This is a genomic window from Brenneria izbisi, from assembly GCF_025840185.1.
GTDB lineage: Bacteria > Pseudomonadota > Gammaproteobacteria > Enterobacterales > Enterobacteriaceae > Brenneria > Brenneria izbisi.
Map to the genome: position 1 here is coordinate 222,547 of NZ_JAMPJU010000005.1, position 22,477 is coordinate 245,023.

At 49.7% G+C, this 22,477-nt stretch carries 23 protein-coding genes; all 23 read right to left on the minus strand.

Annotated elements, in window-relative coordinates; translation table 11 throughout:
• Nucleotides 1-5 precede the first annotated feature (5 nt).
• On the minus strand, nucleotides 6-257 hold the full coding sequence (locus tag NC856_RS09195; RefSeq protein ID WP_264090130.1) for an acyl carrier protein: 252 nt from the start codon (nucleotides 255-257) through the stop codon (nucleotides 6-8).
• Nucleotides 258-275: 18 nt separating this feature from the next.
• Entirely contained in the window at nucleotides 276-542 is a 267-nt protein-coding gene (locus NC856_RS09200) for a phosphopantetheine-binding protein (protein WP_264090131.1), read from the minus strand.
• Between the two features lie 17 nt (nucleotides 543-559).
• Entirely contained in the window at nucleotides 560-1,354 is a 795-nt protein-coding gene (locus tag NC856_RS09205) for a lysophospholipid acyltransferase family protein (protein ID WP_264090132.1), read from the minus strand.
• Complete coding sequence (locus NC856_RS09210) at nucleotides 1,347-2,075, minus strand: beta-ketoacyl synthase chain length factor (RefSeq protein ID WP_264090133.1); 729 nt, start codon at nucleotides 2,073-2,075, stop codon at nucleotides 1,347-1,349. The genes NC856_RS09205 and NC856_RS09210 overlap by 8 nt, the downstream gene beginning before the upstream one ends.
• A 77-nt stretch (nucleotides 2,076-2,152) precedes the next feature.
• Complete coding sequence (locus NC856_RS09215; RefSeq protein ID WP_264090202.1) at nucleotides 2,153-3,226, minus strand: methyltransferase; 1,074 nt, start codon at nucleotides 3,224-3,226, stop codon at nucleotides 2,153-2,155.
• 71 nt (nucleotides 3,227-3,297) lie between these two features.
• Nucleotides 3,298-3,684: a hypothetical protein gene (locus NC856_RS09220; protein ID WP_264090134.1), complete on the minus strand. Its 387-nt coding sequence runs from the start codon at nucleotides 3,682-3,684 to the stop codon at nucleotides 3,298-3,300.
• Between the two features lie 292 nt (nucleotides 3,685-3,976).
• Entirely contained in the window at nucleotides 3,977-5,809 is a 1,833-nt protein-coding gene (gene glmS / locus NC856_RS09225) for a glutamine--fructose-6-phosphate transaminase (isomerizing) (RefSeq protein WP_264090135.1), read from the minus strand.
• A 188-nt stretch (nucleotides 5,810-5,997) separates the two neighbouring features.
• Complete coding sequence (gene glmU / locus NC856_RS09230; protein WP_264090136.1) at nucleotides 5,998-7,368, minus strand: bifunctional UDP-N-acetylglucosamine diphosphorylase/glucosamine-1-phosphate N-acetyltransferase GlmU; 1,371 nt, start codon at nucleotides 7,366-7,368, stop codon at nucleotides 5,998-6,000.
• 261 nt (nucleotides 7,369-7,629) lie between these two features.
• Nucleotides 7,630-8,043, minus strand: coding sequence for a F0F1 ATP synthase subunit epsilon (locus tag NC856_RS09235; RefSeq protein WP_264090203.1), 414 nt, complete (start codon nucleotides 8,041-8,043; stop codon nucleotides 7,630-7,632).
• 28 nt (nucleotides 8,044-8,071) lie between these two features.
• On the minus strand, nucleotides 8,072-9,454 hold the full coding sequence (gene atpD, locus NC856_RS09240) for a F0F1 ATP synthase subunit beta (RefSeq protein ID WP_264090137.1): 1,383 nt from the start codon (nucleotides 9,452-9,454) through the stop codon (nucleotides 8,072-8,074).
• A 47-nt stretch (nucleotides 9,455-9,501) separates the two neighbouring features.
• The gene (gene atpG, locus NC856_RS09245) at nucleotides 9,502-10,365 is read right to left on the minus strand and encodes a F0F1 ATP synthase subunit gamma (protein ID WP_264090138.1); all 864 of its coding nucleotides are present in this window, start codon (nucleotides 10,363-10,365) and stop codon (nucleotides 9,502-9,504) included.
• A gap of 53 nt (nucleotides 10,366-10,418) precedes the next feature.
• The gene (atpA, locus tag NC856_RS09250; RefSeq protein WP_264090139.1) at nucleotides 10,419-11,960 is read right to left on the minus strand and encodes a F0F1 ATP synthase subunit alpha; all 1,542 of its coding nucleotides are present in this window, start codon (nucleotides 11,958-11,960) and stop codon (nucleotides 10,419-10,421) included.
• A gap of 12 nt (nucleotides 11,961-11,972) precedes the next feature.
• Nucleotides 11,973-12,506, minus strand: coding sequence for a F0F1 ATP synthase subunit delta (gene atpH, locus NC856_RS09255; protein WP_264090140.1), 534 nt, complete (start codon nucleotides 12,504-12,506; stop codon nucleotides 11,973-11,975).
• Between the two features lie 14 nt (nucleotides 12,507-12,520).
• A complete protein-coding gene (gene atpF / locus NC856_RS09260) occupies nucleotides 12,521-12,991 on the minus strand; it encodes a F0F1 ATP synthase subunit B (RefSeq protein WP_264090141.1) in 471 nt (156 codons plus the stop codon).
• Nucleotides 12,992-13,055: 64 nt separating this feature from the next.
• Nucleotides 13,056-13,295, minus strand: coding sequence for a F0F1 ATP synthase subunit C (atpE, locus tag NC856_RS09265; protein WP_005976545.1), 240 nt, complete (start codon nucleotides 13,293-13,295; stop codon nucleotides 13,056-13,058).
• Nucleotides 13,296-13,344: 49 nt separating this feature from the next.
• Complete coding sequence (atpB, locus tag NC856_RS09270; RefSeq protein WP_264090142.1) at nucleotides 13,345-14,124, minus strand: F0F1 ATP synthase subunit A; 780 nt, start codon at nucleotides 14,122-14,124, stop codon at nucleotides 13,345-13,347.
• Nucleotides 14,125-14,146: 22 nt separating this feature from the next.
• Nucleotides 14,147-14,530: a F0F1 ATP synthase subunit I gene (gene atpI, locus NC856_RS09275; protein WP_264090143.1), complete on the minus strand. Its 384-nt coding sequence runs from the start codon at nucleotides 14,528-14,530 to the stop codon at nucleotides 14,147-14,149.
• 612 nt (nucleotides 14,531-15,142) lie between these two features.
• On the minus strand, nucleotides 15,143-15,763 hold the full coding sequence (gene rsmG, locus NC856_RS09280; protein ID WP_264090144.1) for a 16S rRNA (guanine(527)-N(7))-methyltransferase RsmG: 621 nt from the start codon (nucleotides 15,761-15,763) through the stop codon (nucleotides 15,143-15,145).
• A 78-nt stretch (nucleotides 15,764-15,841) separates the two neighbouring features.
• Nucleotides 15,842-17,731, minus strand: coding sequence for a tRNA uridine-5-carboxymethylaminomethyl(34) synthesis enzyme MnmG (mnmG, locus tag NC856_RS09285; protein ID WP_264090145.1), 1,890 nt, complete (start codon nucleotides 17,729-17,731; stop codon nucleotides 15,842-15,844).
• Between the two features lie 389 nt (nucleotides 17,732-18,120).
• Entirely contained in the window at nucleotides 18,121-18,564 is a 444-nt protein-coding gene (gene mioC / locus NC856_RS09290) for an FMN-binding protein MioC (RefSeq protein ID WP_264090146.1), read from the minus strand.
• Nucleotides 18,565-18,653: 89 nt separating this feature from the next.
• Nucleotides 18,654-19,115, minus strand: a complete 462-nt coding sequence (gene asnC / locus NC856_RS09295; protein ID WP_264090147.1) for a transcriptional regulator AsnC — start codon at nucleotides 19,113-19,115, stop codon at nucleotides 18,654-18,656.
• 166 nt (nucleotides 19,116-19,281) lie between these two features.
• Nucleotides 19,282-20,760 carry an ATPase RavA stimulator ViaA gene (gene viaA / locus NC856_RS09300; protein WP_264090148.1) on the minus strand — a complete coding sequence of 493 codons (1,479 nt, stop codon included), beginning with the start codon at nucleotides 20,758-20,760 and terminating at the stop codon, nucleotides 19,282-19,284.
• Between the two features lie 6 nt (nucleotides 20,761-20,766).
• On the minus strand, nucleotides 20,767-22,263 hold the full coding sequence (ravA, locus tag NC856_RS09305; RefSeq protein ID WP_264090149.1) for an ATPase RavA: 1,497 nt from the start codon (nucleotides 22,261-22,263) through the stop codon (nucleotides 20,767-20,769).
• Nucleotides 22,264-22,477: the final 214 nt, after the last annotated feature.

The following is a 22,477-nucleotide window of genomic DNA, read 5'->3' on the forward strand; positions in this document are numbered from 1 at the left end:
AATCGTTAACCTTCATGAATCAGACGTTCTACCGCATCGACAATATCCTGCACAGTCCGCACTGATTTAAAGGTTTCGGGTGATATTTTGCGGCCAATACGCTTTTGTAGATGAACCACCATATCCACGGCATCGATACTATCCAGTTCAAGTTCTTCATAGAGACGAGACTCTGGTTTAATATTATCCGCATCCAGTTCGAACAATTTGACCAGCAGATCTGTAATTTCCTGATAAATTTCATTTTTATTCATCATTAACTCATTATTTTACTATCAGGCACTAATAGCGCGCTGAGCGTTGATGAAAGCAGTCAGAGTTGCAACGGAAAAAAAGTGCCGGCGCATCTCTTCACTTTCCGCGGAAAGCACGACGCCATAGCGATTTTTTACTGCCAGCCCCAATTCAAGCGCATCGATCGAATCCAATCCAAGACCATCACCAAACAGAGGTGCATCCGTTTCGATTTCATCGACGCCGATATCTTCAAGATTCAGAGATTCGATAATCATCTCTTTAATTTCAATAAACATATTTTCCATAAGGTGTATCCAAATAATTATAAATATTCTGGTGTTAAAGACTGTTGTAAAAGGCTATTCAAACGGCGTGCCGCCAGAGGTCGCGCCACTTCCGGCGCCATAAACGTTTGATTATTGATTCGTTCCCGCACACTTACGGCGAAATATGGCTTCTCAGGCGGAATATGATACCAACGACTTTGTTTACCCAGTGTTTGCTGGCTACAGTGAATATGCACCACCCGTAAATCGCAACCACAACGCACCGCAATATTGGCGGCGCCACGCTGCAACACCATAGGTTCGCCATATCGCGTTCGCGTACCCTCAGGGAAAATAATTATCGCATCCCCGTTGTCAAGTCGTTGCTGACAGTCAGCTAACAGTGCGTCAGACTGACTATTAAGCAGATAATCAGCGCAACGGATGACACCACGAAAAAAAGGGTTTTTCTGTAAATCAGCCTTGACCAGACAGTCCGCATCCGGCATCACAGACGCCAGCAACACATAATCAATCAACGTCGGATGATTGGCGACAACCAGACAGCTTCGATCCGTCTGCAAGGTTTCAATGCCATCAATGTGGTAATCCAACACCCCCAACTTACGCGCACTCCATAAAAAGAAACGGAAACTGGCGGAAATACTGCGGCGCGCCATCTGGCGGCGGCGCATAACATCATGTTGAAAAATCAGCAACAGGTTAAACCACACCATAGATAGCAATAACCCGCCAAGACCAAACATCAAAAAGCAGCATCCCGTCATCGTCAATCGCCATAAACGATTTACACGAGATGATGAGCGTAATATCAATGACGACTCAGACATCGCGTCGTTCCCAATGCCAGTCAAGACGTTCACCAGGGATATGAAATGTCGGCTTCCTGGCCAGAAAGTCATGCAAAAACAGTAAGCTTTGCGGAACATTACCCGCGCCATGTTCAACCTGCGGCACCGATTTACAGATAATACCTTGTCCTTTCCCCAGTAATACGGCAACCGCGTAAGGATAACGTGGCATTTGTGCCGGTATATGCGAGTAGTAAAAAGCAGGGATAGCGCCATCAAAATCAACCAGCAGAATATTCCGGTGACCCGCAGTCTGTAATGATTTAGCCTCGATCAGTCCTTGCTGGAAAGAATCAGCCCCCGCAGCAACGGATGTTGATACCAATGGCGCTCCCGCCGCGATAGTCAGGCTTCCTACCGCGGCATTATGCACTGACATGGCAAAATCAGTAGGCGAGATATCTTCATTGTTTGACAGCGCTTTCAAAATAATTAGATTACGTTCCAGCTCGCCATGACGAGAAGTAAAGACAATTGCATCAACCGTCTGACGACGAAGTATCGCCAGGCCGCAATCTACCGCCAGGCGACTTCCATGATTCAAACGACGCGCCATCATCATCGGCAAGTGCCGACACTTTTCCAGCGGCTGCTCCGAATCAATTACCGTTGGTCGTCCGGCCCAAAGCCGCCAATCCTCAACATTGCTGATACCTGGTGCGCTAGCCTGCCAGTCAAGAATTGAAAACGCTAAATTCATACCTGTCATCTTATTCCGATGCTACCTACGCCAGAAACACACATACCATCTTGAGACTGCTTTATGCATCTCGTTTATCATTGCTTTTTACAAACAAGCAGCGTGTGGCCGATACCAATATTGTCAACCTGATGTTCTACGATAAACCCGGCTTCACCCAGTAAGGGTAAAAATCGTTTGGCCGCATAAAAACGGCTGGTACCATTAGCAAGACAGGTGAAATAGAGCGAAGAAACATTGAGGCTGAACGCGCCCGCCTCCCACTGCTGACGATCCCAAAAAATTTCTAAAATACAGACTCGCGCCTCAGCCTTCATTGAACCCGCAATTTTTCGCAGAATCGCGACTATCTGTTCTTCGCTGAAACAGTCAAGAAACTGGCTCATCCACCAGATATCCGCTTCCCCTGGTAATAGACAATCCGAGAGCATATCGACAGCAGTCCCTTGAATACGATCAGATTTGCCTGCTTCTGCAATATTTGCCGCTGCCAGCGTAATTTGCTCCGGTAGATCCAGAATTGTAACCTTCACATCTCGATCATAGTCATAGCAACGCATTGCCCACTTACCGGTATTTCCGCCCACATCATATAAATGCTTTGGTTTTAACTGAAATACATGCGGCAACACAGCATCAAATGCCGCGTCAGAATAAAAGTGATCGAAAGCAAACCAGCTATCTTTTGCCTGCTGTGGTAATTGACTTAAGGCCGGATATATTGTTGGCCACTCGCCAAAAACCTTTAACCCCGCCGGCTCATTTTTTGATAAAGCTTCATCAAGATAAAACATGCCTTGATAGCAAACATCCTGGGTGAAATCCATATTTACGCGGGTCATGCGATCGTGAAGCAGATAGTGGCCTATTTTTGCCAGAAAATAGACCTCATCGCACTGGGTGATAATACGTCCACTAAGACCAACATCCAGTAACAGTTCGACGGCATAGCGGTTTAATGAAGTGATAGTGATAATATCGCCGAGGTTCGCTCCCTGGCGACCGCGCTTATCGAGAAACGCCAGAATACCGTGATTGCATAGATTAATTGCAGCCTGAAACAACATCGGCGCAAAAGCGATACGTTGAGCTTCGGTAATAGCATCAAGCGCACTGACATTATCTTTTTCATATCCGTAAGGCACGATCATTTCCCTTAAAAAAGCGAATATCACGAAATAAAAAAATAAGAGGGCCAAATAAAAATATCCGGCCCTTAAAATTATTTAATTTGTTGGCCTGCGAGTTTTAATTGAATTTCTCGGTCCAGATTGTTTACCCAGCGATTATAATTACGATGAATTTTTCCATCACCTGCCAGCAGATTCTGACTACTGACATAATTGATCGAATAGCTGGTTTGTGAATAGTTAATACGGATATCCGCCACGTGACCACGCTGATCAAGGCGTGCATTGATGACGCCAGGAGAAACCGGGGTCATCACCCACTCACGCTCCAGACCAGCTTGAAGAATAGCCTTTTTCACCTGATCAGCCGTGTATTGTGCTGCAATTGTTTTAGTCACATTGGCTACTGGGGCCGTGCGAGCACAACCAGAAAGAGCCAAAACACATGCCAACCCTAAGAAAATAAAAAGTTTTTTCATAAAATCCCTGTCAATAAACTCTACATTTAAACTGCGATAAAGCAGCAGCGTCTGATGCGAAGCATAAGAATTAGCGCATCATTTAAACTATTTTACACAAAATAATTATCCGTTGACAAAAAAAACATCGCTGCATGTTTTCAAGTCAAAAGGAAGGGAAAAATAGCAAAAGGAGGGATGTAATAACCAGAATGTATTCCCAGTAAAGCGGAATGACAAAAAATCCGCCTTATGGAAATGCTTAGAAAAAGTCACCACAAGACGGATTGAAGCTTAAAAAGCGGCCATGAAATTACTCAACCGTCACCGACTTCGCCAGGTTACGCGGCTGATCGACGTCCGTACCTTTGATCAGCGCCACATGGTAAGCCAGCAACTGTAGCGGCACGGTGTAGAAAATCGGCGCAATCACCTCTTCAATGTGCGGCAGGGGAATAATCTTCATATTCTCGCTACTGGTGAAACCCGCATCTTCGTCGGCAAACACATAGAGTTCGCCGCCGCGCGCCCGAACTTCTTCAATATTGGATTTTAGCTTTTCCAGCAACTCATTGTTGGGCGCCACCACCACTACCGGCATATCCGCATCAATCAACGCCAACGGACCGTGCTTCAGTTCACCCGCAGCATAGGCCTCCGCATGGATATAGGAGATTTCTTTCAGCTTCAACGCGCCTTCCATTGCAATAGGATACTGATCGCCACGCCCCAGGAACAGCGCATGATGCTTATCAGAGAAACCTTCAGCCAGCGACTCGATGAGCTTATCCTGCGACAGCATTTGCTCGATTCGGGCAGGCAGCGCCTGCAAACCGTGTACGATATCCTGCTCAGTCTTTGCATCCATACCACGCAGACGGCCAATACGCGCCACCAGCATCAGCAGAACGGTGAGTTGCGTCGTGAAGGCTTTAGTGGAGGCCACGCCGATTTCCACACCGGCTTTGGTCATCAGCGACAGATCGGATTCACGCACCAGCGAGGAGCCGGCAACATTACAAATAGCCAGTGAGCCCAGATATCCCAGTTCCTTGGATAAACGCAGCGCAGCCAGCGTATCCGCTGTTTCACCGGACTGAGACAGGGTAATCATCAGGCTGTTTTGTCGTACCGCTGGTTGGCGATAGCGAAATTCGGAGGCGATTTCCACATCACACGGCACGCCCGCTAGCGCTTCAAACCAATAACGGGCCACCATACCGGAATTGTAAGACGTACCGCAGGCGATAATCTGAACATGCTGCACATTCGCCAATAGCTGATCCGCGTGCGGGCCTAATTCAGAAAGATTGATCTCGCCGTGGCTGAAACGCCCTTCAAGGGTGTTTTTGATGGCCATCGGCTGCTCGTAGATCTCTTTCTGCATATAATGACGGTAAGCCCCTTTGTCACCGGCATCGTAATTGACTTTCGATTCAATTTCTTCGCGCACGGCAAGCTGGCCGGATTTATCAAATACGCGAACGTCACGACGTGTGATTTCCGCCACGTCGCCCTCTTCCAGAAACATAAAACGGCGGGTAACCGGCAACAGCGCCAGTTGGTCGGAAGCAATAAAGTTTTCCCCCATGCCGCGACCGATAACCAGCGGACTACCGGAACGCGCGGCAACCAGTACGCCTGGATCACGGCTATCCAACACCACCATACCGTACGCGCCGCGCAATTGAGGGATCACGCGTTTAACCACCTCGACCAGTGAATCACCACTCTGCTTTTGTTCAAAATGAACCAGATGGGCAACAACTTCGGTATCCGTTTCCGACACAAAGCGGTAACCGCGTTCTATCATCAGTTCACGCAACGGTTCGTGGTTTTCGATAATCCCGTTATGAACGATGATAATGTTTTCAGAAACATGAGGATGCGCATTGACCTCTGAAGGTTCGCCGTGCGTTGCCCAACGGGTATGGGCAATCCCGGTGCCGCCATTCAGCGCATGTTCTTCAGCGGCCTGAGCCAGAATCTGAACCTTTCCCAAACGCCGTAAGCGGGAAACCTGCCCTTCACTGTCCACCACCGCCAGCCCCGCTGAATCATAACCACGATATTCAAGGCGACGTAAACCTTCCAACAAAATTTCTGCGATATCACGTTGCGCGACTGCGCCTACAATTCCACACATCGATTGTATTCCTATAAAAGTGACATATTGTGTCACCAGAGATGTCTTAGACCTGATTGTCCCGGTTTTTCCGGGTTCCCCGAGCCTTGTAGAGAGTTGGGGGTTATTATGTTTTGCCGTGCGCTTTTGACCAATCATCAAAACACAGAGCAAAACAGCCTCCGCCGTCGGCGAAGGCTAAAACCCGATTATTTCTTCTTCACTGGCCGCCGCCAGCCCGCTTTTTGATTCTGCTCTTTACGGTTATAGACCAGTTCCGCGCCATTTACATCTTTCATCACCGTCGTGCCTGCGGCGATAGTAGCGCCTGCCGCAACCGTAACCGGCGCCACCAGTTGTGTATCGGAGCCCACAAACACATCGTCGCCAATCACGGTTTTATGTTTGTTGGCGCCATCATAGTTACAGGTAATGGTTCCCGCGCCGATATTCACACCGGCGCCAATCTCCGCATCGCCCAGATAGCTGAGGTGGCCTGCTTTTGAACCCTTGCCCAGACGCACCTTTTTCAGTTCCACGAAATTGCCGACATGCGCGCCTTGCGCCAGTTCAGCCCCCGGACGCAGACGAGCGAATGGCCCCACCGTACAGTCAGCCTCCAACACCGCGTCTTCCAGTACTGAGTATGGGCTGATTTCGCAATCATCACCAATAATCGAGTTCCTGATGACGCAGCCCGCGCCGATTTTAACCCGGTCGCCAAGCTGAACATGACCTTCCATCACCACATTGACGTCAATGATAACATCACGGCCATAGGTCAATTCACCACGCAGATCAAAACGATGCGGATCAAGCAGCATAACCCCCGCCAACAGGAGTTGCTGCGCCTGTTCAAGTTGATAAACACACTCAAGCGCCGACAACTGCAAGCGATTATTCACCCCTTCAACTTCACTTAAACGATCGGGATGTACCGTTTCAATCCTGTTGCCTTCTGCGGCGGCTAGGGCAATGATATCGGTAATGTAAAACTCACCTTGCGCATTATCGTTATTCAATCGGCTTAACCAGCGCTTCAAATCTTTGCCGTTGGCGACCAGAATGCCGGTATTGATTTCATTAATCCGGCGCTGCTCTTCGTTGGCGTCTTTATGTTCAATAATCCCCACCACCGCACCGTTATCACGCACAATACGGCCATAACCCGCGGGATCATCCAGCTTCACCGTCAGTAAGCCAATTCCCCCTTGCGGTTTTGCCTGCAATAAACGGCTCAGCGTTGATGGAGAAATCAGCGGCACATCGCCGTATAGCATCAGAATATCTTCATCGTCGGCAAAATAGGGCGCGGCCTGTTGCATAGCATGCCCCGTCCCCAACTGCTCTGCCTGCAATACCCAGTTCAATGCCGGATCGCACAGTTCACGCTTCAACAAATCGCCGCCGTGCCCATAAACCATATGAACATGCTGTGCGCCGGTTGTCATCGCGGCGTCAATTACATGCTGCACCATCGGTTTACCCGCTAACGGGTGCAAAACTTTGGGAAGATCGGAATACATGCGGGTTCCTTTACCAGCGGCAAGGATAACCACACTCATAGCGCTATTCGACATAAGCATCCTGAAAAAACGGGTTGGCAGATAATCAAAAGAGGTGAACAAAACAACAATCTGAGTGTACCGAAACTTGTCCTGAAAGCAGACAGTTTTTCATGGTTTTTTTCTGAAAGATATGCTTAAAAATAGCGGGATAAAATGGCTGGCTCCCTCCAACAAACTGAACATAAATGTTGCAGTCAGAATTGCTTGCGCATTAACGCAAAAAGGCCAGTCGGCATTACCCCACTGGCCTTTATTTCATAACATGCTTATCTGTTACATCGCTTTTCTGGTCAGTTCGATAACGCGCAGTTTGGCAATCGCTTTAGTCAGCTCAGCGGACGCCTGAGCATAATCCACATCGCCATGCGAACTACGAATATGCTCTTCTGCCTTGCGTTTCGCTTCCAGCGCACGCGCTTCATCCAGATCCTGCCCACGGATGGCGGTATCTGACAGTACGGTCACCATATTCGGCTGCACTTCAAGAACGCCGCCGGAAAGGTAGATATACTCTTCTTCACCGTGCTGTTTAACGATACGAACCATACCGGGCTTAATGGCAGTGAGCAGAGGGGCATGTCCCGGATAAATACCCAGTTCGCCTTCGCTCCCCGTCACCTGGATTTTCTGCACCAGACCGGAGAACATTTGCTGTTCCGCACTAACGACATCCAGATGGTAAGTCATAGCAGCCATATCACCCTCCTACAAGGCGTTACAGTTTCTTGGCTTTTTCCACTGCTTCTTCAATGGAACCAACCATATAGAACGCCTGCTCTGGCAGGTGGTCGTATTCGCCGTCCATGATACCTTTAAAGCCGCGGATGGTATCTTTCAGGGATACGTATTTACCCGGTGAACCGGTAAACACTTCCGCCACGAAGAACGGCTGCGACAGGAAACGCTGGATCTTACGAGCACGGGATACGACCAGTTTGTCTTCCTCAGACAATTCGTCCATACCCAAGATTGCAATGATATCTTTCAGTTCCTGGTAACGTTGCAGAATAGACTGCACGCCACGAGCGACATCATAGTGTTCCTGCCCCACAACCAGCGGATCAAGCTGACGGCTGGTGGAATCCAGCGGGTCAACCGCCGGGTAGATACCCAGAGAGGCGATCTGACGGCTCAGAACCACAGTCGCATCCAAGTGGGCAAAAGTGGTGGCTGGCGAGGGGTCGGTCAAGTCATCCGCAGGAACGTAAACGGCCTGAACGGAAGTGATAGAACCGGTTTTGGTGGAAGTGATACGTTCTTGCAGCACGCCCATCTCTTCCGCCAGCGTCGGCTGATAACCTACCGCTGAAGGCATACGACCCAACAGGGCGGAGACTTCCGTACCAGCCAGGGTGTAACGATAGATATTATCGACGAACAACAGTACGTCACGGCCTTCATCACGGAATTTTTCCGCCATAGTCAGCCCGGTCAGCGCCACGCGCAGACGGTTACCTGGCGGCTCGTTCATCTGACCATAGACCAACGATACTTTATCGATAACGTTGGAATCGGTCATTTCGTGGTAGAAGTCGTTACCTTCACGGGTACGCTCGCCCACGCCGGCGAATACGGAGTAACCGGAGTGCTCGATCGCGATGTTACGGATCAACTCCATCATGTTTACCGTTTTACCCACGCCGGCGCCACCGAACAGACCGACTTTACCGCCTTTGGCGAACGGACACATCAGGTCGATAACCTTGATGCCGGTCTCCAGCAGTTCCTGCGAGCTTGACAGTTCTTCATAGGTCGGCGCCGCGCGGTGAATTGCCCAACGCTCTTCTTCGCCGATATCGCCTTTCATGTCGACCGGTTCGCCCAGCACATTCATGATACGACCCAGCGTTGCCTTGCCAACCGGTACTTCAATCGGGTGTCCCAGGTTAGCGACATCCAATCCACGACGCAGGCCGTCGGAAGACCCCATTGCGATACAGCGAACAACGCCGCCGCCCAACTGCTGCTCTACTTCCAGCACCAATTTTTCAGCGCCGTTGTTTACCTCAAGCGCATCGTACACTTTCGGTACGGCATCTTGCGGGAACTCGACGTCCACCACGGCGCCGATTACCTGGATAATCTTTCCAGTAGCCATCTTGAATCCTCTACGTAATTCGACAATACGTAATTCGTAAACCTGCTTTAAACCGCGGAGGCTCCCCCGACGATTTCGGTGAGTTCCTGAGTGATACTGGCCTGACGAGCTTTGTTGTAGACCAACTGCAACTCTTTGATCAGGCTACCGCCGTTATCGGTCGCGGCTTTCATCGCTACCATTCGCGCAGCCTGTTCACTGGCCAGGTTTTCTACGACGCCCTGATAAACCTGAGATTCCACATAACGGCGCAACAGGGTATCCAGCAGCGACTTGGGATCGGGCTCATACAGGTAATCCCAGGCTTTTTTCTTCAACTCACCATCATCCGCGGGCGGTAACGGTAATAGCTGAACAATAAGCGGTTCCTGAGACATGGTATTAATGAACTTGTTGCTCACGACATACAGTTTGTCCAGACGACCTTCATCGTAGGCTTGCAGCATAACTTTCACCGGACCGATCAATTCCGACACGGAAGGGTTATCCCCCATGCCGGTGACCTGAGCAACAATATTGCCGCCTACTGAACCGAAAAAGGATACCGCTTTGGAGCCAATCAGCGCTAAATCGGTTTCAACGCCTTTTTCGCTCCAGGTTTTCATATCAGCCAGCAGCTTTTTAAACAGGTTAATGTTCAAACCACCGCACAGGCCACGGTCAGTAGACACCACCAGATACCCAACGCGCTTAACGTCACGCTCTTCCAGGTACGGGTGTTTATATTCCAGATTTCCCAACGCAAGGTGACCGATCACTTTGCGAATGGTTTCCGCATAAGGACGGCTGGCCGCCATACGATCCTGCGATTTACGCATTTTGGAAGCGGCGACCATTTCCATCGCTTTAGTGATCTTCTGCGTGTTCTGGACGCTTGCGATCTTACTACGTATCTCTTTTGCGCCGGCCATCTTTTGCTTCTCCTCAATGCCTTGCGGCCTGCTTTACAGCAGGCCACCGGGCCTTACCAGGACTGTGTTGCCTTAAAGGTATCGAGGATGGATTTGAATTTACCCTCGATCTCATCGTTATAAGCGCCAGTCTGGTCGATTTGTTGCAGAAGTTCGCCATGCTCACGGTCTGCATAAGCCAGCAGCGCCGCTTCAAAACCACCGACTTTCGCCAGTTCGACGTCTTCCAGATAACCTCGTTCCGCCGCAAACAGAACCAGAGACTGCTGCGCAACCGACATCGGCGCATACTGTTTCTGTTTCAGCAACTCGGTCACTTTCTGACCGTGGCTTAACTGTTTGCGCGTTGCATCATCAAGATCGGATGCAAACTGAGAAAACGCCGCCAGTTCACGATACTGCGCCAATGCGGTACGAATACCGCCGGACAATTTTTTCATGATCTTGGTCTGTGCCGCGCCGCCCACACGGGATACGGAGATCCCTGGGTTAACCGCGGGACGGATACCAGCGTTAAACAGGTTGGACTCCAGGAAGATCTGACCATCGGTAATGGAAATAACGTTGGTCGGAACGAACGCGGAAACATCGCCCGCCTGCGTTTCAATGATGGGCAGCGCAGTCAGTGAACCGGTTTTTCCTTTCACTTCACCCTTGGTGAATGCTTCAACGTATTCGACGTTTACACGCGCCGCACGTTCCAGCAAACGGGAGTGAAGATAGAAAACATCGCCCGGATAAGCTTCACGACCTGGCGGACGACGCAGCAACAGGGAAATCTGACGATATGCGACAGCCTGTTTGGACAGATCATCATAAATGATCAGCGCATCTTCACCACGGTCACGGAAGTACTCGCCCATCGCGCAACCGGCATACGGCGCCAGATATTGCAGCGCGGCGGATTCAGACGCGGTGGCAACCACCACAATGGTATTTTCCAGCGCGCCATGCTCTTCCAGTTTACGCACCACGTTGGAAATGGTGGAGGCTTTCTGGCCGATAGCAACGTAGACGCACTTAATGCCGGAATCACGCTGGTTGATGATGGCGTCGATAGCCAATGCGGTTTTACCGGTTTGACGGTCGCCGATGATCAACTCACGCTGACCACGACCGATCGGGATCATGGCATCGACGGACTTGTAACCCGTCTGCACCGGCTGATCGACAGATTGACGCTCGATAACGCCAGGGGCAATCGTTTCAACAGCGGAGAAACCATCGTGCTCCAGCGGGCCTTTACCATCAATCGGCGCGCCCAGCGTATTTACAACGCGTCCCAGCAGACCGCGACCAACCGGCACTTCAAGAATACGGCCAGTACATTTTACCTTCATGCCTTCGGCCAGATCGGTATACGGCCCCATGACTACCGCACCCACAGAGTCACGCTCCAGGTTCAGTGCGATCGCATAACGGTTGCCAGGCAGAGAAATCATCTCACCCTGCATTACTTCGGCAAGACCGTGAACGCGGATGATCCCGTCGCTGACGGAAACAATAGTACCTTCATTGTGAGCTTCGCTCACTACATTGAACTGAGCAATGCGCTGCTTGATCAGTTCGCTGATTTCGGTGGAATTCAGTTGCATGCTCCAGTCCCCTTAAGACTGCAAGACGTCTGCCAGACGTTCCAGACGACCGCGAATGCTGCCATCTATCACCATATCGCCCGCGCGAATAACCACGCCGGCCATGACAGACTTATCAATTTTGCAATTCAGCTTCACTTTGCGTGACAGACGTTGTTCCATTGCAGTCGCTATCTTCGATAGCTGCTGCTCACTCAACGTGCTGGCGGAAATGACATCGACATCAACCGTCGATTCCTGTGCCGCCCGCAGTTGAATAAATTGTTCCAGTACTTCGGGAAGCACCAGTAAACGTCCGTTCTCGGCCATCACCTTAATCAGGTTCTGACCGGCTTCATCAAGTTGATCACCACAGACGGCAATGAACGTTTTGGCCAGTTCGAGCGGCGCTACCGCACCGGAAAGCAACTCGGCCATCTGCTCGTTGCGCGTTACTTCAGCCGTAAACGCCAGCATGGTCTGCCAGCGATCAATCGCCTGGTTCTCAACCGCAAAGTCAAAAGCTGCTTTGGCGTAGGGGCGAGCTACCGTGACAAATTCAGACATCAGCCCCTCCCTCCTTACAGTTCAGCGACCAGTTTATCAACGATGTCGCTGTTGGCAGCTTCATCCACGGAACGTCCAATAATTTTCTCGGCACCGGCAATAGCCAACATGGCGACTTGCTTACGCAACTCTTCACGCGCACGTTTACGTTCGGCTTCAATTTCAGCCTGCGCTTGCGCCACAATCTTGTTACGTTCAGCTTCCGCTTCCGCTTTCGCTTCATCCAGGATCTGAGCACGGCGTTTGTTCGCCTGATCAATGATAACCTGTGCATCCGCTTTGGCTTTTTTCAGTTGGTCTGTCGCATTGGCCTGCGCTAAGTTCAAATCTTTTTTGGCACGTTCGGCAGAAGCCAGACCGTCAGCAATTTCTTTCTGACGCTTCTCGATGGCAGCCATAATTGGCGGCCATACGTACTTCATGCAGAACCAGACAAACAGGACGAACGCAATGGCTTGGCCGAGGATTGTTGCATTAATATTCACAGCACAATGCCTCTTTCAAAGTTAAATAAGTTGATGTTTCAACCCCAGCAGAAAACATTTCCGCTTAGGCCACCGCAAACATCACATACAGGCCCAGACCAACAGCAATCATCGGGATGGCGTCAACCAGACCCATGACGATAAAGAACTGTGTACGCAGCAGAGGAATCAAGTCAGGCTGACGAGCAGCGCCTTCCAAGAATTTACCACCCAGAATGCCGATACCGATCGCAGCACCGATTGCCGCCAAACCCATCATCAAAGCGGCAGCCATGTACAGCAGATCCACACTCAGGTTTTCCATGACAGTCTCCAGTTTGTTTCAGTTAAAACGTTATTGTGTTGAAAGAAAATTAATGCTCTTCAGATGCCATCGAGAGATAAACAACCGTCAGAACCATAAAAATAAAAGCCTGAAGCGTAATAATCAGAATGTGGAAAATGGCCCAGGGCACATTCAACAACCATTGCGACCACCACGGCAACAAGCCGGCAATCAGGATGAAGATCAACTCACCCGCATACATGTTGCCAAACAGTCGCAAACCAAGAGAAACCGGTTTGGACAGCAGGCTGACACCTTCAAGAATCAGGTTGATAGGAATAAAGACTGGATGATTGAACGGTTGCATGGTCAGTTCTTTTACAAAACCGCCAACACCTTTCATTTTGATGCTGTAGAACAGAACGAGGGCGAAAACCCCAAGCGCCATGGACAGCGTAATGTTCACATCGGCGGAAGGCACCACGCGCAACGCTGGCAACCCAAAAACATGCTCACCAAGATAAGGCAAGAAATCGATGGGCAACAGATCCATCAGGTTCATCAGAAAAACCCAGACGAAAATGGTCAGCGCCAGCGGAGCGATCAGTTTGCTTTTGCCATGGAACATATCGCGCACATTGCTATCGACAAAGCCGACAATCAGTTCAACCGCCGTTTGCAATTTGCCCGGCACACCGCTGGTCGCATTCTTCGCCACCCGACGGAAAATAACCAGAAAGAGGATCCCAAGCGCGACAGAGAAAAACATCGAATCGATGTTGATCGACCAGAATCCCGTTCCCACCTGCAAATGCGTCAGGTGATGACCGATATACTCTTGCGGAGTAGAGATTTCTCCAGCAGCCATGATGTCTCTTACCCTTTTGTTGTTAATTACGGTAACGATTAATTACGACCGGCGCCGCTATCTGCATAACCAACACCGATAAATAAGTCAGGCCAAGCGGAAAAAAAGCCGCTCTGAATACGCCCAACGCCATCACCAACAAGGCAATGGCGATCAATACCTTGAGCGCCTCACCGATAGCAAATGACCAGGCGACGCGACCATCAGCGGGTTTATGCGACTGATGACGCAAGGCAAACAGCACAAACAAAACATTCGGCAACCAGGCCGCCAATCCCCCACCTAACGCGGATGCGCCCGCTTCAATGCTGTTAACGCTAAAAACCGCGCTTAACAGAACAAAAGTGGCTAACTGCAACAACAACAGTTTCAATGCCGTTTTTCCGCTGTAAAGGGACACAGACATGACGTTTGCTCTCTCCGTACCTTCCAGAGGTATGCTGAATGACGTATCAAACTGCCTTTACACCACCGAGTCAAGCAGCAAAAAACGAGCAAATTATACGGGTCATGCCTGCGAATTCAATCGATAAGTAGCGAAAAGGTGAACAATTATTTAAATTTCTTTCTGAAGCCTTATTTTCACTAACTATCTTCTTCGTACCCGCATGGCTAACAGGCCCATAATATGTGATTTAACTCACATAACAGCATGCCAAACTATTTATAACCCAGCGCGTTTTTTCTTGTCTTTAGCAAAAAAAGTTATTTATCTTATTATTTTTCAATGAATTATAAAAAAACATAATAAAAACACCTGATAAACTGAGTTTCAACCTTCTATTGACATTATTGATATTATTTTTTTACTCAATTAACAAAAAAGCCCGGCTAATTTGGCAATGCTGATTTATTTTCGCCCGTTACTATCAGTACGGATAGTAACCTTTTCGCCAGAAAAAATCCTGATATGTAAAAATCAGGTAAACGCTAATGCTCGATGCACTCATTTTTATTTCGTATATAAATAAATGCGGATAAGACTCATTAGTTATAACTTTTTTGATAAAAAACAAAATTAGTTTGGTTTAAGCACCACCAAATGACGCTCGCCTTCCAGTTCCGGCACCCATAAACGGATCACCCGCTCCAACTCGATACCTGTTGGCAGAACGGACAGTTCATCCTCTGGAAGCACCCCTTTTAGCGCATAAAAACGCCCGTTAGGTCTGGTCGGCAAATGATGGCACCACTCGACCATATCCTGCAAAGAAGCGAAAGCGCGGCTAATCACGCCATCAAAAAGCGGCTCGGCTTCAAACGCCTCTACCCGGCTTTGTACCGGCGTAATATTTTCAAGCTGCAATTCATGCTGCGCCTGACGCAAAAAACGGATGCGTTTTCCCAGACTGTCGAGCAGCGTAAAATGCGACGCAGGACGCATAATCGCCAGAGGAACGCCAGGCAAGCCGGGACCGGTCCCCACATCAATAAAGCGCTGCCCTTGCAGATAGGGTTCGACCACGATACTGTCCATGATATGGCGGACAAGCATTTGTTCCGGGTCGCGAACGGAAGTCAGATTGTAGGCCTTATTCCATTTATTCAGCATCTCAACATACTGTATCAGCAAGTTTTTTTGCTTATCTGAGATGACAATCCCAGCACGGTTCAGCAAATCATCGAGTGTGTTGTGCACAATAAGATCCTGGAAATATTCATCAATGCCGCGATCAGCCGACTTGCCGGCTGATCGGAGAGATAAGTGTACGCCAAATCAGGCGCTGCGACGCAGCAACCCTTGTTTTTTCAGCCATACCAGCAGAATCGAGATTGCAGCAGGCGTGATCCCTGAAATACGCGACGCCTGGCCGATAGAAGCGGGTTTGTGATCGTTTAGTTTGGCGATCACTTCATTGGACAGGCCATTTACCTGACGATAATCCAGATCGGCGGGTAGAATCGTATTTTCATTACGTAGCTGCTTTTCAATTTCGTCCTGCTGACGCGCGATATAACCTTCATATTTAACCTGGATTTCAACCTGTTCCGCAGCCTGCTCATCCGCCAGCGCCGGTGCAAACAGCGGAAGACTGGTCAGCAGGGCATAATCCACTTCAGGACGACGCAGCAGATCTTCCCCATTTGATTCACGAGACAAGGGCGTTTTCAGCAAAGAGTTGACCTGATCCCGTTGTGCCGATTGCGGATGCACCCGGATATCACGCAAACGCTGACGCTCTTTCTCAATGTTTTCAAGCTTCTCATTAAAACGCGCCCAACGATAATCATCCACCATGCCTAACTCGCGGCCAATCGCCGTCAGACGCAGATCGGCGTTATCTTCACGCAGCATCAGACGATATTCGGCGCGTGAGGTAAACATGCGATAAGGTTCCTTTGTTCCCAGCGTACAGAGATCGTCAACCAGAACGCCCAGATAGGCCTGATCGCGACGAGGCGACCAGCCTTCCTGCTCGAAAGCCAGACGTGCCGCGTTAAGCCCCGCCAGCATGCCCTGAGCCGCCGCTTCCTCATAACCGGTTGTTCCGTTGATCTGACCGGCGAAAAACAAGCCGTGTATAAATTTGTTTTCCAGCGTCGGTTTTAAATCACGCGGATCAAAGAAATCGTACTCGATGGCATAGCCGGGACGAACGATTCGCGCATTCTCCATGCCGCTCATCGAACGAACGATCTGCCATTGCACATCGAACGGCAAACTGGTTGAAATGCCGTTTGGATAGATTTCATTGCTGGTCAGCCCTTCCGGTTCCAGAAAGATCTGATGCGCATTACGATCGGCAAAACGCATCACTTTATCTTCGATCGACGGGCAGTAGCGTGGACCGATCCCTTCAATGATCCCGGCATACATGGGGCTGCGATCCAGGTTATTACGGATCACCTCATGTGTTTTTTCATTGGTGTGCGTGATATAGCACGGCAATTGCGCCGGATGTTGGCTGGCATCGCCCAGGAAAGAGAAGACCGGCATGGGATTATCGCCGTGCTGTTGAGTCAATGCGCTGAAATTGATGGTTCTGGCGTCAATACGCGGCGGCGTCCCGGTTTTAAGCCGATTGACCCGTAAAGGCAATTCACGCAGACGGCGCGCCAAAGGAATGGAGGGCGGATCGCCTGCGCGTCCACCGCTGTAGTTATCCAGACCGATATGAATTTTTCCGTCGAGGAAAGTTCCGACGGTTAACACGACGGCTCTGGCGCGGAATTTCAATCCCATCTGGGTAACTGCGCCAACAACACGATCGTTTTCGACAATCAGATCGTCCACCGCTTGCTGGAAGATCATCAGGTTAGGTTGGTTCTCCAGCGCGGTACGGATCGCCTGACGATACAATACGCGATCCGCTTGGGCGCGTGTCGCTCTGACCGCAGGCCCTTTGCTGCTGTTTAGTATCCTAAACTGAATGCCTGCCTGATCGACCGCACGGGCCATCAGTCCTCCCATGGCATCGATCTCTTTAACCAGATGGCCTTTCCCTATGCCGCCAACCGCCGGGTTACAAGACATTTGTCCCAGCGTATCAATGTTATGCGTAAGTAAAAGGGTTTTGCGTCCCATTCGGGCTGAAGCCATTGCTGCTTCGGTTCCCGCATGACCGCCACCGATCACGATGACGTCAAATGGATCTGGATAAAACATGGTACTGCTCCTCGCATGGTTGCGAATGATTAGCGGCGAATGATCTTTGTTTGTCAGGGGTGGGGATTCTACTCAACTTTGCTTAAACGACCAAGCGTGTTGGATCGTCGTTAATTAAAGAAAGATCTTTTTATTTAAAGATCTCTTTATTAGATCTGTTATTAGGATCGCCATGATCTGTGGATAAGCGATCATTCCCTTTTTGGATCAATGGATTATCCGGGATCATTCGTTGTGAATGATCGGTGATCCCGCAACGTATAAGCTGGGATCTTAATGGCTAGTTATGCACAGGTCAATGCATGCTCATGGGTTATTATTGGGATAACCACTGCTTTTACACCTGAAAAAAGCATAGTTATCCACATTAGTTTGCTGATTATTTCGCCTTATTTGAGTAAATTAACCCATGATCCCAGCCATACTTCAGCCGGATCTTCCGGGATCTCATGTTCAGTAACGTCGATCTGTAGCATTTCCCCGATCCTTTTTGCGCCCGATTGGGTCAATACCCGGTCCACTGTCAGGATCGCGCCGCAAAACGTATCGTATTCCTTACTGCCGATGCCGACGGCGCCGTAACGAACCTGTGAAAGATCAGGTTTCTGTTGCTCCAACTGTTCAAGCAGCGGTTGCAGGTTGTCGGGCAGTTCGCCTGCGCCATGAGTCGAGGTAACCACCAGCCACAGACCGCCGTCAGGCAGTTCATCCAACTCCGGACCATGCAGCATTTCAGTGGAGAAGCCTTCTTTTTCCAGCCGTTCGGCCAAGTGTTCTGCCACGTATTCCGCGCCGCCCAACGTACTGCCGCTGATTAACGTAATGTCCGCCATAACGATCCCATCAGATAAAAGACGGCTCATTGTACGCTGTGATCTGTCTGGGATCTACCTGTGGATAATATGGGTATAGTAAAAACAGCTTATGGCGTGATGGTACGCATAATGGGGTTTTGCAGGGAGATCAGGGTTTCTGTGGACTGGATTTCATCAATGGTTTGGATCTTGTTGATAAGTACATGTTGCAAGGCATCAATGGAGCGGCACATGACTTTAATAAAGATACTGTAATGACCGGTGGTGTAATACGCTTCAACCACTTCTTCCAGATTGTTCAGTTTCTCCAGCGCGGAGGGATAATCTTTGGCGCTTTTCAGAATGATGCCGATAAAACAGCATACGTCATAGCCCAATTGTTTTGGATTTACCTCCAGTCGCGTGCCGACGATAATGCCGGCCTGTTTCATCTTTTCCACCCGCACATGGATCGTGCCTGGGCTGACGCTAAACTGTTTTGCCAGTTCAGCGTAAGGGGTACGTGCATTTGCCATTAATGCCGCAAGAATGTCGCGATCGAGACTATCAATCTGATAAATGTCCGCCATTTTCCCTCTCCTGGATTATCGAATCATCATTTTATATCGCTATAAAATGATGGATTAACCCTGTAAAGGCAATTTATCCATGCGTTGATTTATTTTTATTCGTAATTATTGATTAATGCAGCGTCTGGTCGTGATCATTGCGGGAATGAGGTTGCTGGCGGCTATATCAATTTGCCAACCTGCGCTGCCAGCGGCGTATCAGGCGGCTTTTTAACCCGGTATCAAAACGCCAGATATGGTCGAAAATACGCATAATGCCGGGTTTGCCGTGATCGGACATCGAGACGGCATGAAACCGGTGATGAAGCTGTTGCTGTCGATGGCGCACTTGGTTAATTACTTCATCCGGTAACCGCTGAGCAATAAAATCCGAAATCACGACGGCGTCGGCATCCTGCCAGAGTGCATCATCCATTTTTTCCAGCAGCGCTGATAAGCAGGCGCTCAGATCGGTGCCTCCACGAAAGGACTGGCTAAGGAAACGTATCGCCTGTTCTATACCGTTGGCCGACGTCAGTTCATAGCTCACCATGCCCGTTGAAAACAGCATGATGTAGCAACGTCGATTATCCGCCAGCGCGATACGCAATAGCGCCAGACAAAAGGCTTTCGCGCAGCGCTCGTTAAATCCGCCCATTGAACCTGACGTATCAACACAGACGATAAACGGGCCGCGTGGCTGTTGTTCATTCTGTTGATGGATAACAGGTCGCTCGATGCTCTTTTCGCGCCAGTTTTCGCCCTGCAAACGGTAGGTCAGCAAGCGGTGTTCCAACAGTCGGCGATAAAACTCATATTCCAGTTCGCCGATGCTCATGGCCGCCAGTTCCACCGGCAATAAACGAAGAATATCATCACTCTGATGAATCCCGCTTACTTCTTCGGGTACGCTCGCCGGTTCACGTACCATCACCCTGAAAGCTTCTTTGGGCGTATCCTGACTGATGATGGATTGAGTTTCGCGGCTGCGTCCAAGACATTCAGCCAGGCGTTGCAAGGCTGGTTGGCGTTGCAGGAACGCGGCAACATCCAGTAGCGGTTGATAATCTGTGTGAACGCGCTTCCCGGCGCTGAGATCCCACAGTCGCCCCGCCGCGTTTTCATTTTCGGCCAGAATCGGCTCAAGCTTGCCGCTCAACGTAAGGCGCTGTTGCAACTCATCAAGCAGTATGTCGCGCTCCTGTTCCATTATCTGATGGTGCAGAGAGAGGGTTTGCAGCGTCAGGCTCAATCGCCAGCGTTGTAAAAATAGCGCGTGCAGCCCGCTGTTTATTTTTTGTCCGCGAGTTTGATCCGGCGTATTGACCAACTGGTTTGCCTGCGTGAGGAACGGGGAATCAACGGTATGCAGCATATCCATGATCCTGGGAAGACGCGTTTGAAATCCCTGATCGTCCGCTACCTGAGAACGCTGGTAACAATTGAATTCCGTTTCCAGTTCCTGCGGCGCTTGCGTATTACGTAGGCGTTGTTTCAGATTTTCTTTCCAGTCAGGCAATTCATTAAGCAGAGCGGATTTAAGTTTCGGATACTTATCAAAGAAAATGGCCAGTTGCGGCGTCGCCAGTAGCGTGCCGATCAGATCGTCCAATAGCTCGTTTTCGTCTATCGACAGCAACATTTCCAGTGATTCGAGCGTTATCATCCCTGATTAATCCTGTTCTGATTGCCGGATCTGTTCGGCCACTTGTTGCAGGCTGGCTTCGATTTTGGCCAGCCATTCCCCAGGAACGAATAAACAGGGCTGATGCTGACTGAATAGTTGCCTTTGCTCACGCAACTGGAGGTGCAGTTTTTCATATTCATCAATAAGTTCAGCCGGCAGCGTGCAATCGCGTTTTTCAGGCAGCGAAAGAAGGGTGGATTGCAGGCTGATGTCCCGGATACTCAGGTGCAGGTGATCATCCACCATCAGATCCAGGCGTTGGGTAAAACCAATACCGTTGAGTTTCCCCCGGATTTCTCCCCCTTTCTGTAGCCAGTTTTGCAGGGCGTTGCGGTCAATGATCAGGTGGCTGACTTCAAGCTCATTGAGGATTAACGGTCGTTGCAGAACCAGACTCAGCGAATCCGCGGTGAGGGTATCGGGCAGGGAATAGTGGTGTTTGCGACCGAGAAAGGCGCCGTGTTTTTCGACGACTAACGCCTGCGATTCGCTTTGCTGCAACTGATACTGTTGGCGCTTGATGTTCAGTTGTTGCAGACGGAACAGTAAACTCTGCTGCTGGTAAGCTTGCTCTGTAAGCAACTGTTCAAGCTGTTGTTCGATCAACACCAGCGTATCGTGATTGTGCCAGAGGCAGTCTTTCAACAGAATAATGTCAAGCGGCGTAATACTTCCCCGTCCGCTGAAAAAGGCGCAGGCTTGAAGTAGCCGCAAGGCTTTCTTCCAACGCCGGTCGGAAACATAGGGCGCTTGTTCCAGCGTATTCAGTCGCTGGCGCAACTGATAAATCAGTTCAAAACTGTTTTCCGGCAGGGAAACCCGATCAATCTCGCCTTGCCACTGTCGATATTCTTCATCGCTGACGCTGAGCGAATGACTGACGGGATTATCATCATTGCCGCCGTTATTGACCAGCAAGGCATGGAAGTTATGTTTTTCCTGAACCTTATCCAGCCACAGGCGAATGAGCATGCGATCATACAAGGCTTCCAGACTACTGTCGGCTTCGGGTAATTCATTGGATGCTGTGACCAGCAGACGCATCGGGATGCGATCTTCATTGTTGCCGTTGCGAAAACGGCGCTCGTTAATCGCGGTAAGCAACGTATTCAGAATGGCAGGACCGGCTTTCCAGATTTCATCCAGAAAGACGATCTCGGCTTCCGGCAGGTAGCCGGCGGTTAGGCGTTGGTAGCGGCCTTCATCTTTCAATGCCTGAATCGACAGCGGGCCGAAAACTTCTTCCGGCGTGGAGAAGCGCGTCATCAGGTATTCAAACGCACTGGCATGACGGAACGCGAATTTGAGACGTCGGGCGATCATGCTTTTCGCAATACCCGGCGGGCCAAGAAGAAAAACGCTTTCTCCGCTGAGGGCGGCTAACAGGCACAAACGAATGGCATGTTGCCGTTCATACAGGCCATGCTCAAGCGCATTACTGAGACGTGAGATTCTTTCTGCCAGCGCAGCGGATTGAAGCATAATTAGTCAATCATTCCCATGGTGTGTTCAAAAGGCGAACCGTTTTTTTCAGGAAAACCTGAGTTTTATAAAGACAATTGTAATAATAAACGGCAGATCACAGATCTTTATTAGCATACTACTGTCGATTATTCCCCCTTCCCGGTTGATTAATCAATACACCACCTTTTACAGGATATTTCGTAACCAATTTAAGAATGGGATTTTAAATTGT